Here is a 13616-nt window from a genome sequence, read left to right on the forward strand (position 1 = left end):
GACTGCGAAAGCGCCATTGGCAGGCAGCGCGCGAGCGTCGAGGCGGCGATTAGCATGGTTTTCCGTGCGTTTCATCCCCGTATTTGCGGCCCGCGGGCGGTTGCGCCATGAGCGCGATGAAATCCGCATCCACCGCCATCGGCCTGATGAGCGGAACGTCCCTGGACGGCATCGACATCGCGCTTCTACGCACGGACGGAATGTCCCGCGTCGAGCGCGGTCCTTCGGCGTCCTATCCCTATGAACCTGCATTTCGCCGGCTGTTGGCCGAGGCGCTTGAGACCGCCAAGGCGATTCGCCAGCGCGACGAGCGTCCCGGCAACCTTGCAGCCATCGAGCGCGAACTGACACGACGACATGGCGAGGCGGTCCGGCGCTTTCTTGGCGACAACGCCTTGCGGCTGTCGGACATCGATCTCGTCGGCTTTCACGGTCAGACGGTTCTGCATCGACCGCTGGACGGGCTGACAGTCCAGCTCGGTCTGGGCGATTTGCTGGCCGATGATCTTGGCCTCCCGGTCGTCTACGATATGCGCGCCAACGACATGCTCAATGGCGGCGAGGGCGCACCGCTCGCGCCGGCCTATCATGGTGCATTGGCCGAGGGCCTGCCCGATGATCTGAGAGCCATGATGCCCGCGGTCTTCGTGAATATCGGCGGTATTTCCAACGTCACCTATGTCGGATCAGACGGTCGTCTGATCGCGTTCGACAGCGGACCCGGCAACACGTTGATCGATCAGTGGGTCGAACGCCATGCCGGCGTTCCATTCGATCAGGACGGCATGATTGCAAGCGAAGGCGTTGTCGTGACGGGGCTGGCAGAGCGTTATCTTGCAAATGCCTTCTTTACCGATGACAGGCGACGCTCACTCGATCGCAACGATTTCCTGCCCCCGTCGGACGACGAAGCCGAACTGTCCGATGGTGCACGGACGCTGGCCTATGTCACCGCGGCCGCCATCCTCAAGGCCGCTGCCCATTTCCCCGAGCCGCCAGGGCTCTGGATCGTGTGTGGCGGCGGGCGCAAAAACCGCCTCATTCTCAGCGACATGCAAGCACTTGCGGACGAGATGGGCGCAAGGGTCGTGACGGCGGAGGAGGCCGGCCTTGATGGCGACGCCATGGAAGCGGAGGCGTGGGCCTATCTCGCGGTGCGCTCGCTGCACGGTCTGGCGCTCACATGGCCCGAGACCACGCATGTGAAAGGCCCGGTGAGCGGCGGGGTGCTCGCGCTGCCGCGTGACATGCGCGAGCGCGCCTGATCAGCGAAGGCGCTTGGCCTGGGGTTCCGGGACGAGTTCACCGGCCAGTCGGCGGTCGAGATAGTCGTTGCATTCCTCCATCAGCGTGTCGACCTTGCCTGAGAAGAAATGGTTGGCCCCGGGGATCGTCTTCTGGGTGATGAGGATGCCCTTCTGCGTCTTCAGCTTCTCCACGAGCCCCTGCACATCCTTCTCCGGCGCCACGCGGTCGGCATCGCCATGGATGATCAGCCCGGAGGAAGGGCAGGGCGCGAGGAACGAGAAATCATAGGTGTTGGGCTGCGGTGCGATCGACATGAAGCCCTCGATCTCCGGACGGCGCATCAGCAGTTGCATGCCGATCCACGAGCCGAAGGAATAGCCGGCGACCCAGCAGCTCTTTGAATCGGGATGCAGCGACTGGACCCAGTCCAGTGCGCCTGCCGCGTCTGAAAGCTCGCCCGCGCCGTGATCGAATTCGCCCTGGCTGCGGCCGATGCCCCTGAAATTGAACCGCAGCGTCGTGAAGCCGCGCTTCTGGAACATATAGAACAGCTGGTAGACGATCTGATTGTTCATCGTTCCGCCGAACTGCGGGTGCGGATGAAGGATGATCGCAATCGGTGCGTTCTTTTCCTTGGCCGGCTGGTAGCGGCCTTCCAGGCGGCCGGCTGGGCCGTTGAAGATGACTTCGGGCATAACGTCTCCACGCTGAGGGATGCGAAGGCGGATCGCGGCCGAAACCAGGTCCTGCGACCTTGACGGCGACCCTTCGCCTCCGTAAAAACTAGTTTAGAACAGTTCGAAACTGCGCGATCTCTTGAACGCGCTCGACTGGCCACAAACTTGAAGGCGTGTCATAGGCCAAGGCCGCCGGAAAATTCAAGAAAAATGCGCCCGGCCGTTTCGTCATCGATCGTTGAAGGGACAGATGCGCAAGGACCGCATATATCTCGACTACAACGCGACGGCGCCGTTGCTTGAGGAAGCGCGCGCAGCGATGCTCGCTGCCATGGATCTGCCGGGCAACCCATCGTCCGTCCATGCCGATGGTCGCGCCGCCCGTGCGATGGTCAATGCCGCGCGTCGACAGGTTGCGTTGCTCGTCGGGGCCGAGCCGTCGCACGTCACATTCACCAGCGGCGCCAGCGAGGCCGCATCGCACGTGCTGTCGCCGGATTTCAAGATGGGCCGGGCGTCCGTCCGGGTTGGCAGGCTTTACGTTTCGGCAATCGAGCATCCCGCGGTGCTTTCGGGCGGTCGCTTCGCGGCCGATGACGTCGAGATCGTGCCGGTCGATGGCAATGGCGTCATTGACCTTGCTGCCCTGCGCGCATGTCTTGCGTCCCATCCTGGCGATAATGGCTTACCCATGGTCGCCGTCATGCTGGCCAACAATGAGAGCGGCGTGATCCAGCCGATCGCGGCCATCGCCGATCTGGTCCGCGCCGCCGGCGGGATTCTGGTCGTGGACGCGGTACAGGCCGCCGCGCGCATTCCCTTCAGCATGGCAGAGCTCGGCGCGGATTTTCTCATCCTTTCGGCACACAAGATCGGCGGCCCCAAAGGGGTGGGGGCGCTTATCTCGCGCGGCGAGATGCTGATGCCGGCGCCGCTTGTCACCGGGGGTGGTCAGGAAATGGGCCATCGGTCCGGAACGGAAAACCTGATTGGTATTGTCGGCTTTGGTGCTGCCGCCCATATAGGGCAGGAGATGCTGGCCAGCGAGCGCGAGCGGCTTGCGGGTCTGACCCGTTCGTTGGAAGACGGTCTGAAGGCCGCCGTGCCGGATGCGGTGATCCTCTCACGCGACGTGGAGAGATTGCCGAACACGACATTCGTGGCCGTTCCGGGGCTGAAGGCCGAAACGGCGCAGATTGCGTTCGATCTGGAAGGCATTGCCGTGTCGTCTGGCTCGGCGTGCTCCTCCGGCAAGGTCGGCGAGAGCCATGTGATCCGTGCCATGGGAGGCGATGCCCGAAGCGGGGCGCTGCGCATCTCGATCGGGCGTGGCACGGGGCCTGACGAGATCGAGCGGTTTCTCGGCGTCATGGCGCAGGTCGCCACGCGGCGTGAGCGCGCCGCCGCCTGAACGGACCGCTTGGCGCATGACGGACATGCGGCGCTGGTGTTTCACAAACTGCCGGATATCTGGTAGCCAGCGCCCGAATTGATCACGACCGGCCGCCCGCGCAGGGGCCGGCGAAAGACGGAGTAGAGCGATGCCTGCAGTGCAGGAAACAATCGAGCGGGTTCGCGAGATCGATGTCGACCAGTACAAGTACGGCTTCGAGACGATCATCGAGACCGACAAGGCGCCCAAGGGCCTTAACGAGGACATCATCCGCTTTATTTCGGCCAAGAAGGACGAGCCGGAATGGATGCTCGACTGGCGTCTGGCCGCTTATCGTCGCTGGTTGACGCTGGAAGAGCCGACCTGGGCGCGCGTCGACTATCCGAAGATCGATTTCAACGACATCTATTACTATGCAGCGCCGAAGAAGACCCCGGGGCCGAAGACGCTTGATGAAGTCGATCCCGAACTTTTGCGCACCTATGAGAAACTCGGCATTCCTCTTGGTGAACAGGAGATTCTCGCCGGCGTCGAGCAGCGCAAGGTGGCCGTCGACGCGGTTTTCGATTCCGTTTCTGTCGTTACGACGTTCAAGGAGGAGTTGAAGAAGGCCGGCGTGATCTTCATGTCGATCTCCGAGGCGATCCGCGAGCACCCCGACCTCGTCAGAAAGTATCTCGGCACCGTGGTGCCGACCACCGACAACTATTACGCGACGTTGAATTCGGCCGTCTTCACCGACGGATCCTTCGTTTTCGTCCCGAAGGGCGTTCGCTGCCCGATGGAACTGTCGACCTATTTCCGGATCAACGAGAAGAATACCGGGCAGTTCGAGCGCACGCTGATCATTTGCGAAGAAGGCGCTTACGTCTCCTATCTGGAAGGCTGCACTGCGCCCCAGCGCGATGAAAACCAGCTGCATGCGGCTGTCGTCGAGCTCGTCGCGCTGGACGATGCGGAGATCAAGTATTCGACTGTCCAGAACTGGTATCCGGGCGACAAGAACGGCAAGGGCGGGATCTATAACTTCGTGACAAAGCGTGGCGATTGCCGCGGCGCACGTTCCAAGATTTCTTGGACACAGGTCGAGACCGGTTCGGCGATTACCTGGAAGTATCCGTCCTGCATCCTGCGCGGCGACGACAGCCGGGGCGAGTTCTATTCGATAGCCGTATCCAACGGATACCAACAGGTCGATTCGGGCACCAAGATGCTGCACCTCGGCAAGAACACGTCGAGCCGCATCATCTCGAAGGGTATCTCCGCCGGCCACTCGTCCAACACCTATCGTGGCCAGGTGTCGGCCCATCGCAAGGCGTCGAACGCACGCAATTTCACGCAGTGTGATTCCCTGCTCATCGGCAACGCCTGCGGGGCCCACACCGTGCCCTATATCGAGGCGAAGAACTCAACGGCCCAGTTCGAGCATGAAGCCACCACCTCCAAGATCTCCGAGGACCAGCTTTTCTACTGCATGCAGCGCGGCATTCCCGAAGAGGAGGCGGTAGCCCTCATCGTCAACGGCTTTGTGCGCGAGGTCATCCAGGAGCTGCCGATGGAATTCGCGGTGGAGGCGCAGAAGCTGATCAATATCTCGCTTGAAGGGAGCGTTGGGTAGCCCCGTTGCGCTCCAATGCACGCCTCACAATGAATTGGACAATCGCGCCCCTGGCGCAGAACGCTAGACGGAAATCAAATGCTTGAAATCAGAAACCTTCATGCCCGCATCGCGGACACCGACACGGAGATTATCCGGGGCCTCGACCTCACGGTGAAGGCCGGCGAAGTCGCCGCCATCATGGGGCCGAACGGATCGGGTAAGTCGACGCTTTCCTATATTCTCGCCGGGCGCGAGGACTACGAAGTCACCGAGGGCGACATCCTCTACAATGGCGAGAGCATTCTGGAGATGGATGTTGCCGAGCGCGCAGCGTCCGGCATCTTCCTCGCCTTCCAGTATCCGGTAGAGATACCGGGCGTTGCGACAATGCAGTTCCTGAAGGTCGCGCTCAACGAGCAGCGAAAAGCGCGCGGCGAAGGCGAGTTGTCGACGCCTGACTTCATCCGCAAGGTGAGGGAAGCGGCCGGTGAACTGAAGATCGACCCCGACATGTTGAAGCGTCCGGTCAATGTCGGCTTTTCGGGCGGCGAGAAGAAGCGCGCTGAAATCTTGCAGATGGCCTTGCTGGAGCCAAAGCTGTGCGTTCTCGACGAGACCGATTCCGGCCTTGATATCGATGCGCTGCGGATTGTCGCCGATGGCGTCAACGCATTGCGCTCGCCGGATCGGGCGATGGTCGTCATCACGCACTACCAGCGTCTGCTGGAGCATATCGTGCCCGATACGGTGCACGTTCTCTATCGCGGCCAGGTCGTGAAGTCCGGCGATAAGTCGATCGCTCTGGAACTGGAAGAGAACGGCTACGCAGACATCATCGACGCGGCAGCCTGAGCGCCCGACGAGCGAGGACGACTTGATGAATATCCAAACGAAGCCGCCGCTGACGCTCGCCGAGCAGGCGCTTGTCGATGGGTTCGCCGAGCGGCTGAAGGATCTGCCGGGGAGCGCCGCCGTTTCCGATCTCCGCGATCGGCTGATCGGCGAGTTGAAGGATCACGGCCTGCCGACGCGGCGGATCGAAAGCTGGCACTACACTGATTTTCGGGTGCTGCTGAAGTCCGTTCCCGAAGGGGGCAACGATGCGGTTCGCCTCATCGAGCCGCTCGTGCCCGAGGCGATCCGGCTCGTGGCTGGCGCGGACGCTGGCGATCTGCCCGCCGGTCTTAAGGTGTCGGATTACGCTGACGCGTTGCGCGATGGTCGCGTCACCACGCAAATGGAACCGCGAGGCGCCGATGACGCGATCGGCCGCATCAGTGGCGCCTTTGTGTCGTGCGGTCTCGGCCTCGATCTCGCCGCGGGCACAGCGCTTGAGCACCCGGTCGAACTGCAGGTCGCTCACGGCGGCGGACACACGCATCAGCGCTTCCCAGTTCGTATCGGCGCCAATGCGGCGGCCACGGTGATCGAACGCCATACCAACCGCGGCTCCGACCCCGCCTTCGTCACATCGGTAACCGACCTTGTCGTCGGCAACGACGCGAACCTCACCTGGATCATCGTCCAGACCCAGGGCGGGGCAGATACGCACCTTTCGCAGATCAATGTGACGCTGGAAGAGAACGCACGCCTGACGCTCTACGTCGTCAATGCCGGCGGCAAGCTGGTCCGCGAGGAAATTCACGTCGTCGCCAAGGGCGAGGGTGCCGATCTTCAATTGCGAGGCGTCAATCTTCTGGATGGCGACAGCCATACCGACGTGACCCTCACGCTCGGCCATGACGTGCCCAACACCACCTCGACGGAGACGTTCCGCAATGTGGTCTTTGACCGCGCGCGTGGTGTGTTCCAGGGCCAGATCCGGGTGGCGCAGGATGCCCAGAAGACGGATGCGCGCATGGCATCCAATACGCTTCTGCTGTCGGACGACGGTGAGTTTTCCACCAAACCGGAGCTCGAGATCTTCGCCGATGACGTGCAGTGCGCCCATGGCGCGACCGTCGCCGATATCGACGATGTGCATTTGTTCTATCTCATGTCGCGCGGCATTCCCGAGCCGCAGGCGCGCGGGCTTCTCGTCAAGGCGTTCGTCAACGAGATCGTCGAGGAACTGGAGGACGAGCCGCTGGTCGAAGCGCTGCATGATGTCATCGAAACCTGGCTCGAAAGACACGGCTGATGGACGCAAAGGTGACCGACAACGGCTATGATGTCGAGGCGATCCGCCGCGACTTCCCGATCCTCGCCCGTGAGGTGTATGGCAAGCCGCTCGTCTATCTCGACAACGGTGCATCGGCACAAAAGCCGCAGGCGGTGATCGACGCGATCACGCATGCGTATTCCAGCGAATATGCAAACGTGCATCGCGGACTGCACTTCCTGTCCAATGCCGCGACGGATGCGTATGAAGCTGCCCGGAGCAAGGTCCAGCGCTTCCTCAATGCCGGCTCGACCGATGAGATCGTTTTCACCAAATCGACCACCGAGGCGATCAATACCGTTGCTTACGGCTGGGGGATGCCGCAGATCGGCGAGGGCGACGAGATCGTACTCTCGATCATGGAGCACCATTCCAACATCGTGCCATGGCATTTCATTCGCGAGCGTCAGGGCGCCAAGCTGGTCTTCGCACCGGTTGCAGATGATGGCCGTTTCGATATCGACGCTTTCGAACGGTGCCTGTCGGATCGCACGAAGCTCGTCGCGATCACGCACATGTCGAACGTGCTCGGCACCGTCGTCGATGTGAAGGAAGTCTGCCGGATCGCGCATGAACGGGGCATTCCCGTTCTGGTCGATGGCAGCCAGGCGGCCGTCCACATGCCGGTCGACGTCAGCGACATCGACTGCGACTGGTACGTCTTCACCGGCCACAAGGTCTATGGGCCGTCGGGTATCGGCGTCCTTTATGGCAAGACGGACCGCCTCAAGGCGATGCGTCCGTTTCAAGGTGGCGGCGAGATGATCTTCGACGTCAGCGAAGACGACATCACTTACAACGACCCGCCGCATCGCTTCGAGGCCGGAACGCCGCCGATCGTCCAGGCTATCGGACTTGGCGCAGCGCTCGACTACATGGAAAGCGTCGGGCGCGAGCACATCGCCGCCCACGAGGCCGATTTGACCGACTACGCCCGCGAGCGTTTGAAATCGGTGAATGCGTTGCGGATCTTCGGCGATGCGCCCGGAAAGGGTGCCATCTTTTCCTTCGAGATCGAAGGTGTGCACGCCCACGACATCTCGATGGTCATCGACCGCTCCGGTGTCGCCGTGCGAGCGGGGACGCACTGCGCCCAGCCGCTCTTGAAGCGATATGGGGTGACCTCCACATGCAGGGCATCCTTCGGGATGTACAATACACGCGCCGAAATCGACGCGTTGGCGGAGGCGCTCGACAAGGCGCGTGCTTTCTTCGCCTGACGAAATCGCCTAAGAGAGCGGCCGGAATTGCCGGCGAAGGATGTCGAGAATGACCGAATCGAGCCTGAAGATCGCGGACGAGACCGAGGCTGCCAAGCAGCCTGCATCCGCGATTCCGAATGATGAACTCGCCCGCATGACGGATGACATCGTTGCTGCGCTCAAGACCGTGTACGATCCCGAAATTCCGGCCGATATCTACGAGCTTGGGCTGATCTACAGGATCGATGTCGAGGATGATCGCATGGTCAAGATCGACATGACCCTGACGGCGCCGGGCTGTCCGGTCGCCGGCGAGATGCCGGGATGGGTGGAGAATGCTGTCGCGACAGTCGAGGGTGTTTCGGGTGTCGACGTCAACCTGACATTCGACCCGCCCTGGACCCCCGACCGCATGAGCGAGGAAGCGCAAGTTGCCGTGGGTTGGTACTGAGCGGTTGCAGCATCTACCTCGGCACACTACCTTTGCTGCAGGTAATTTGATTTGATGCAAGCGCCTGATGGCGCGGGAGCAGAAGACTGATGGGTCAGTTCGCCGTGATGACCATGACCGATGCCGCCGCCGAGCGCGTTCGTGCGATCGTCGGCAATGCCAGCGAGCCGGCGAAGGGTATTCGCCTCGGCATCAAGAAGGGCGGTTGCGCCGGCATGGAATACACGGTCGACCTCGCCACCGAAGCGCGGCCGGCCGATGACGTTGTCGAACGTGACGGCGCGCGCGTTTACGTTGCGCCGGAAGCGGTCCTGTTCCTTTTGGGCACTGAAATGGACTTCGAGGTCACGACGCTGCGTTCCGGCTTCGTGTTCAACAACCCCAACCAGACATCGGCCTGCGGCTGCGGCGAGTCGGTGGAGCTCAAGGCGGCGGATCTGCAGGCGCTCGCCCGCTCGGAAGGGTCTGTGGTTCGCGCCGGCTCCTGAGGTTTTTCTCGCTCTGCCGCGCCTTCACACTCGCGTGATACTGCCCGGAACCATTCTCCTTGTCTGCCGTTTTTCGCAGACATCTATGGAGAGTGCGTATGCATACGATCATTTATATTGTTGGCCTCGTCGTCGTCATCGGCTTCATCCTGTCGCTGCTGGGCATCGTCTGACCTCACCCGAACCTTCCCCTTGAGGAGGCCGCCGACCCGTGATCGGCAGGGTGGCCGAGGAGAGCTTTCATGGAACTCATTCTCATCATCATTCTGGTCCTGTTGCTGATCGGCGCCCTGCCGCGTTGGGGACACAGCCGCAATTGGGGCTACGGCCCATCCGGCGGCTTGGGCCTCGTGATCGTCATCGTGATCATCGTCCTTTTGGTCGCCTAGCCGTTTGCCAAGGCGAAGCGAAGCGATCGTCAGCGATCGCAGACGGTAATGTCCCCGCTGGACTACGCGCTGTGGCTATGCCATGTGACAGCAAGCGTGGGGCGGCGGGGCAATCATTCTCCATTGTCGCCCGACGAACAGATTTACGGGTTCAGACAGTGGAGGAAACCTCAATGGATCGCCGTTCATTCATCAAGAAGGCTGGCTTTGCCGGCGCCGGCCTTGCAGCAAGCACGGCTCTGGCGGCACCCGCCATCGCTCAGGAAAACCAGACCTGGCGCATGGTCACGACATGGCCGAAGAACTTTCCCGGGCTCGGTGTCGGCGCGCAGCGCCTTGCCGACCGCATCACGGCCGCCTCGGGCGGACGCCTGACCATTCAGGTCTATTCCGCTGGTGAACTCGTGCCGCCGCTTCAGTCGCTCGACGCCGTCATCGACGGATCGGCCGAGATGAGCCACGGCGCTGCCTATTACTGGCAGAACAAGACGCAGGCCCTGAACTTCTTCACCGGCGTGCCGTTCGGCATGACGTCGCGCGAGCTGACGGGCTGGGTGCGCTATCTCGGCGGCCAGGAAATCTGGGACGAAATCTACGATCAGTATGGCGTCCAGGGCTTCCTTTCGGGCGATACCGGCACGCAGGCCGGCGGCTGGTTCCGCAACGAACTGACCGGACTTGGCGATGTCGAAGGCCTTCGCTTCCGCACCCCCGGCCTCGGTGGCCAGGTCTGGGAGCGTCTCGGCGCATCGGTTACCAACATGGCCGCCGGCGAAATCTTCCAGGCCCTTCAGTCCGGCACGCTCGATGCGGCCGAATTCGTCGGCCCCTACAACGACCTCGCGCTCGGCTTCTACCAGATCGCCAAGAACTACTACTTCCCAAGCTTCATCGAGCCGGGCCTTGCGACCGAGCTCGTTGTCGACAAGGCGAAGTACACGGCGCTGTCGGACGACCTGCAGGCGATCATCCGTGACTGCTGCCAGGCCGAATACGATGCCGTCGCCGCCGATTTCGCAGCGAATGACCCGCGTGCGCTGCAGACGTTGATCGACGAGCATGGCGTCAACATTCTGCAGTTCCCGGACGAGATCATGGAAGCCGGCGCCAACGCGGCCAAGGAAATCCTGACCGAACTGCGCGATTCGGGCGACGAACTGACCAAGAAGACGGCGGAAAGCTTCATTTCCGGTCTCCAGACCGTTCGCCGCAAGACCCAAGGCACCGATTCGCTCTTCATCCAGGCGCGCGAGCGTTTCTTCGAGATCTGACTTTCGTCAATTTCGATCGGCAATTGGAAAGGCCCGGAGCGAACGCTCCGGGCCTTTCTCGTTCTCCCGGCCCAGCAAGGCCTGTCAGCTGTAGATCCAGCGCGGCAGCCAGGTGGCGATCTCCGGGAAGATGAACATGATCAGGATCGCGATCACCTGGAGCCCCACGAAGGGAATGATGCCGCGATAGATCATGCCGGTCGACACCCGGTTCGGTGCAACGCCGCGCAGGTAGAACAGGGCAAATCCGAAGGGCGGCGTCAGAAAACTCGTCTGCAGGTTTACGCCGATGATGACGCCGAGCCAGACCGGATCCACGCCGAGATTGAGCAGGACCGGCGCTGTGATCGGCACGACGATGAAGATGATTTCGAACGTATCGAGAATGAAGCCGAGCACGAACATCATCAGCATGACGACGAGGATGGCACCGGTGACACCGCCGGGCAGGGCGGTCAGGATCTCGTGGACGAGATTGTCGCCGCCCATCAGCCGGAAGACGATGGAGAAGACCGAGGCGCCGAGAAGGATGACGAACACCATGGATGTGATCGTCGCGGTGGCGATGGTCACCTCGCGCAGAACGCTGAAGGACAGGCGCCACCTGGCGGCGGCGAGCACCGTTGCGCCGACGGCGCCGACCGATGCCGCTTCCGTCGGCGTCGCGATGCCGCCGAGGATCGATCCGAGCACGGCGACGATGAGAAGAAGCGGCGGGACGAGGGCGACGATCACCTCGCGCGCCAGATGCTTCTTCTCGTCCTCGGGGACGGGCGTTGCCGGACAGCTTTGCGGATCGGTGATCGCCTTGAACACCATCCAGGCGAGATAGAGGCTGACCAGCAAAAGGCCGGGGAAGATGGCGCCGGCGAATAGGTCGCCGACTGAAACGGGCGCGGGAGCGAAATTGCCCTTGGCCATCTGCACCTGCGCGTTGATGCCGGACAGCATGTCGCCCATGAAGATCAGGACCGTCGAGGGCGGGATGATCTGCCCGAGCGTGCCGGAGGCGCATATGACGCCGGTGGCAAGCTTCGGATCGTAGCCGGCACGCAACATCGCGGGCAGCGAGATCAGGCCCATCGTGACGACGGTCGCACCCACCACGCCGGTGGAGGCGGCGAGCAGCGCGCCGACGATGATGACCGACATGCCGAGGCCGCCGCGCATGTTGCCGAAGAGCTTGCCCATGGTGAGCAGCAACTGCTCGGCGATCTTGGAGCGCTCGAGCATCACGCCCATGAAGATGAAGAGCGGGACGGCGACGAGCACCTCATTGGTCATGAAGCCGACATAGCGGGCGGCGAGCGAACCGAAATTGGAGGGGTCGAACACCCCGATCATCATGCCGAGCGCACCGAACAGCAGCGACACGCCGGCCAGCGTGAAGGCAACGGGGAAGCCGAGCATCAGCACCGCGATGATGCCGAAGAACATGAGGCCGGCGAGGATTTCGCCGATCAGTACGAGGTCCATGAAAACTTACTCCCCGTCGGCTTCGTCGACGTAGCGAAGGTGGGCCGGCAACAGCTGCTCGCGTCCGGCCAGGACGAGAATGGCGCGTGCGGCCATGGCGATGCCCTGCAGCGCAAGGACGGCGGCGAAGACGAAAATGAAACTCTTGAGAACATAAAGGCCCGGCATTCCGCCGTAATTCGCCGAGCCTTCACCGATGCGCCACGACCGCAGGACATAGGTCCAGCTGTAGATGGTGACGATGACGGTGAACGGGATGAGGAAGACGACGACGCCGAAAAGGTCGACCAGCGCCTTCCGCCGGATCGGCGCCGGCCGGTAGAAGATGTCGACGCGGACATGGTCGTTGCGCAGCAGGGCATAGCCCGCGATGCCCATGAACATCACGCCGTTCAGCCAGACATAGAGATCCTGCATCCAGATGAAGGAGGCGGAAAAGGCGTAGCGCTGGACGACGACCGTGAAGCAGACGAGGACGATGGCGAGAGACAGCCAGGCCATGATCTGCCCGAAGACGCGATTGAAGCCGCTGATCGCGCGGACGAGTTGAGCTAGAAAGTGCATCGATATCCGGCCCTCGGCTGGTGGCGGGCGCAATCCGGGTGGAGGCAACAGTCGGGGTGAAGCGCCGGTTCGACGCGAACCATGTGCCAGACGACGGAAGGCCTCCTCCCGAGCGGTGCCCTCGAATGACTGGCGCACTCGATAGACTGCTTGCCCTGCCGGCGCAACCGCCATTGGTTCAATCGATTCAAATTGCGGTGAGGGCGCGATGGCTATTCACCAAGTGACGTTCGAGGACAAGGCGTGACACCGGGCGCTGGAATTTGATCACGGCGGGGCTGCCCTTCGCCAAGGCTGCGGGCGTTCGTCTCTGAAATCGCGGTGCGATTTCTGACCTTCGGTCATCGTTCCTCACCCCCTCACCAGTAAAATCTAGCACTTAGCTTGCGCTAAGATGCTGATTTTACGTCCTCTCCCACAAAGGGGAGAGGTAGGTTGTTGCGCTCTCCTCGCGTCACCTCTCCCCCTTCGTGGGAGAGGACGCGATTTCCTGGGCTTGGGCGCAAGACCAAGTCCTTGGAAATCGCTGGTGAGGGGGCCGCGATGACGCCGGTTCGCCCGCACGGCTCCCGCACACGCCTTCTGCCCGACACGGCCTTGGCCGCCCGGTGGATGAAAGAGGCAATCTGGATACGGAGCGCGAAGACCGTGCCGTGATGCAGATTGGATGGAGATGGCGCGGGTTTCGCGCTCCGT

At 62.2% G+C, this 13616-nt stretch carries 13 protein-coding genes; 10 read left to right on the forward strand and 3 right to left on the reverse strand.

Annotated features, from left to right (window positions below):
- The first annotated feature begins 116 nt into the window (after positions 1–116).
- Positions 117–1265, forward strand: a complete 1149-nt coding sequence (locus CN673_RS20015; protein ID WP_099868198.1) for an anhydro-N-acetylmuramic acid kinase — start codon at positions 117–119, stop codon at positions 1263–1265.
- On the opposite strand, the gene CN673_RS20020 is transcribed toward CN673_RS20015, so the two are convergent.
- The gene (locus CN673_RS20020) at positions 1266–1943 is read right to left on the reverse strand and encodes an alpha/beta hydrolase (protein WP_099868186.1); all 678 of its coding nucleotides are present in this window, start codon (positions 1941–1943) and stop codon (positions 1266–1268) included. It abuts the gene before it with no gap.
- Between the two features lie 232 nt (positions 1944–2175).
- On the opposite strand from CN673_RS20020, the gene CN673_RS20025 reads away from it, so the two are divergent.
- The 9 genes from CN673_RS20025 (at position 2176) to CN673_RS20065 (ending at position 10880) form a co-directional block, all read left to right on the forward strand.
- Positions 2176–3336 carry a cysteine desulfurase family protein gene (locus CN673_RS20025; protein ID WP_099868187.1) on the forward strand — a complete coding sequence of 387 codons (1161 nt, stop codon included), beginning with the start codon at positions 2176–2178 and terminating at the stop codon, positions 3334–3336.
- Between the two features lie 130 nt (positions 3337–3466).
- Entirely contained in the window at positions 3467–4936 is a 1470-nt protein-coding gene (sufB, locus tag CN673_RS20030) for a Fe-S cluster assembly protein SufB (protein ID WP_099868188.1), read from the forward strand.
- 78 nt (positions 4937–5014) lie between these two features.
- A complete protein-coding gene (gene sufC, locus CN673_RS20035; RefSeq protein WP_099868189.1) occupies positions 5015–5770 on the forward strand; it encodes a Fe-S cluster assembly ATPase SufC in 756 nt (251 codons plus the stop codon).
- Positions 5771–5795: 25 nt separating this feature from the next.
- Positions 5796–7058 carry a Fe-S cluster assembly protein SufD gene (gene sufD, locus CN673_RS20040; RefSeq protein WP_099868199.1) on the forward strand — a complete coding sequence of 421 codons (1263 nt, stop codon included), beginning with the start codon at positions 5796–5798 and terminating at the stop codon, positions 7056–7058.
- On the forward strand, positions 7058–8299 hold the full coding sequence (locus tag CN673_RS20045; RefSeq protein ID WP_099868190.1) for a cysteine desulfurase: 1242 nt from the start codon (positions 7058–7060) through the stop codon (positions 8297–8299). Before sufD ends, CN673_RS20045 begins: the two co-directional genes overlap by 1 nt.
- Before the next feature lie 49 nt (positions 8300–8348).
- Positions 8349–8732, forward strand: coding sequence for an SUF system Fe-S cluster assembly protein (locus tag CN673_RS20050; protein WP_099868191.1), 384 nt, complete (start codon positions 8349–8351; stop codon positions 8730–8732).
- Between the two features lie 89 nt (positions 8733–8821).
- Positions 8822–9220, forward strand: a complete 399-nt coding sequence (gene sufA, locus CN673_RS20055) for a Fe-S cluster assembly scaffold SufA (RefSeq protein ID WP_099868192.1) — start codon at positions 8822–8824, stop codon at positions 9218–9220.
- A 242-nt stretch (positions 9221–9462) separates the two neighbouring features.
- The gene (locus tag CN673_RS20060; RefSeq protein WP_099868193.1) at positions 9463–9609 is read left to right on the forward strand and encodes a DUF3309 family protein; all 147 of its coding nucleotides are present in this window, start codon (positions 9463–9465) and stop codon (positions 9607–9609) included.
- A 173-nt stretch (positions 9610–9782) separates the two neighbouring features.
- Entirely contained in the window at positions 9783–10880 is a 1098-nt protein-coding gene (locus tag CN673_RS20065; protein WP_099868194.1) for a TRAP transporter substrate-binding protein, read from the forward strand.
- Between the two features lie 84 nt (positions 10881–10964).
- On the opposite strand, the gene CN673_RS20070 is transcribed toward CN673_RS20065, so the two are convergent.
- The gene (locus CN673_RS20070) at positions 10965–12356 is read right to left on the reverse strand and encodes a TRAP transporter large permease (RefSeq protein WP_099868195.1); all 1392 of its coding nucleotides are present in this window, start codon (positions 12354–12356) and stop codon (positions 10965–10967) included.
- A gap of 6 nt (positions 12357–12362) precedes the next feature.
- A complete protein-coding gene (locus CN673_RS20075; protein ID WP_099868196.1) occupies positions 12363–12920 on the reverse strand; it encodes a TRAP transporter small permease subunit in 558 nt (185 codons plus the stop codon).
- Between the last annotated feature and the right edge of the window lie 696 nt (positions 12921–13616).

It is taken from the genome of Neopararhizobium haloflavum (genome assembly GCF_002750855.1).
Taxonomy (GTDB): Bacteria; Pseudomonadota; Alphaproteobacteria; order Rhizobiales; family Rhizobiaceae; genus Georhizobium; species Georhizobium haloflavum.

Coding starts and splice junctions, on each gene's coding strand:
- CN673_RS20015 (WP_099868198.1), top strand. CDS start 117: ATGAAATCCGCATCCACCGCCATCGGCCTGATGAGCGGAACGTCCCTG.
- CN673_RS20020 (WP_099868186.1), bottom strand. CDS start 1,943: ATGCCCGAAGTCATCTTCAACGGCCCAGCCGGCCGCCTGGAAGGCCGC.
- CN673_RS20025 (WP_099868187.1), top strand. CDS start 2,176: ATGCGCAAGGACCGCATATATCTCGACTACAACGCGACGGCGCCGTTG.
- sufB (WP_099868188.1), top strand. CDS start 3,467: ATGCCTGCAGTGCAGGAAACAATCGAGCGGGTTCGCGAGATCGATGTC.
- sufC (WP_099868189.1), top strand. CDS start 5,015: ATGCTTGAAATCAGAAACCTTCATGCCCGCATCGCGGACACCGACACG.
- sufD (WP_099868199.1), top strand. CDS start 5,796: ATGAATATCCAAACGAAGCCGCCGCTGACGCTCGCCGAGCAGGCGCTT.
- CN673_RS20045 (WP_099868190.1), top strand. CDS start 7,058: ATGGACGCAAAGGTGACCGACAACGGCTATGATGTCGAGGCGATCCGC.
- CN673_RS20050 (WP_099868191.1), top strand. CDS start 8,349: ATGACCGAATCGAGCCTGAAGATCGCGGACGAGACCGAGGCTGCCAAG.
- sufA (WP_099868192.1), top strand. CDS start 8,822: ATGGGTCAGTTCGCCGTGATGACCATGACCGATGCCGCCGCCGAGCGC.
- CN673_RS20060 (WP_099868193.1), top strand. CDS start 9,463: ATGGAACTCATTCTCATCATCATTCTGGTCCTGTTGCTGATCGGCGCC.
- CN673_RS20065 (WP_099868194.1), top strand. CDS start 9,783: ATGGATCGCCGTTCATTCATCAAGAAGGCTGGCTTTGCCGGCGCCGGC.
- CN673_RS20070 (WP_099868195.1), bottom strand. CDS start 12,356: ATGGACCTCGTACTGATCGGCGAAATCCTCGCCGGCCTCATGTTCTTC.
- CN673_RS20075 (WP_099868196.1), bottom strand. CDS start 12,920: ATGCACTTTCTAGCTCAACTCGTCCGCGCGATCAGCGGCTTCAATCGC.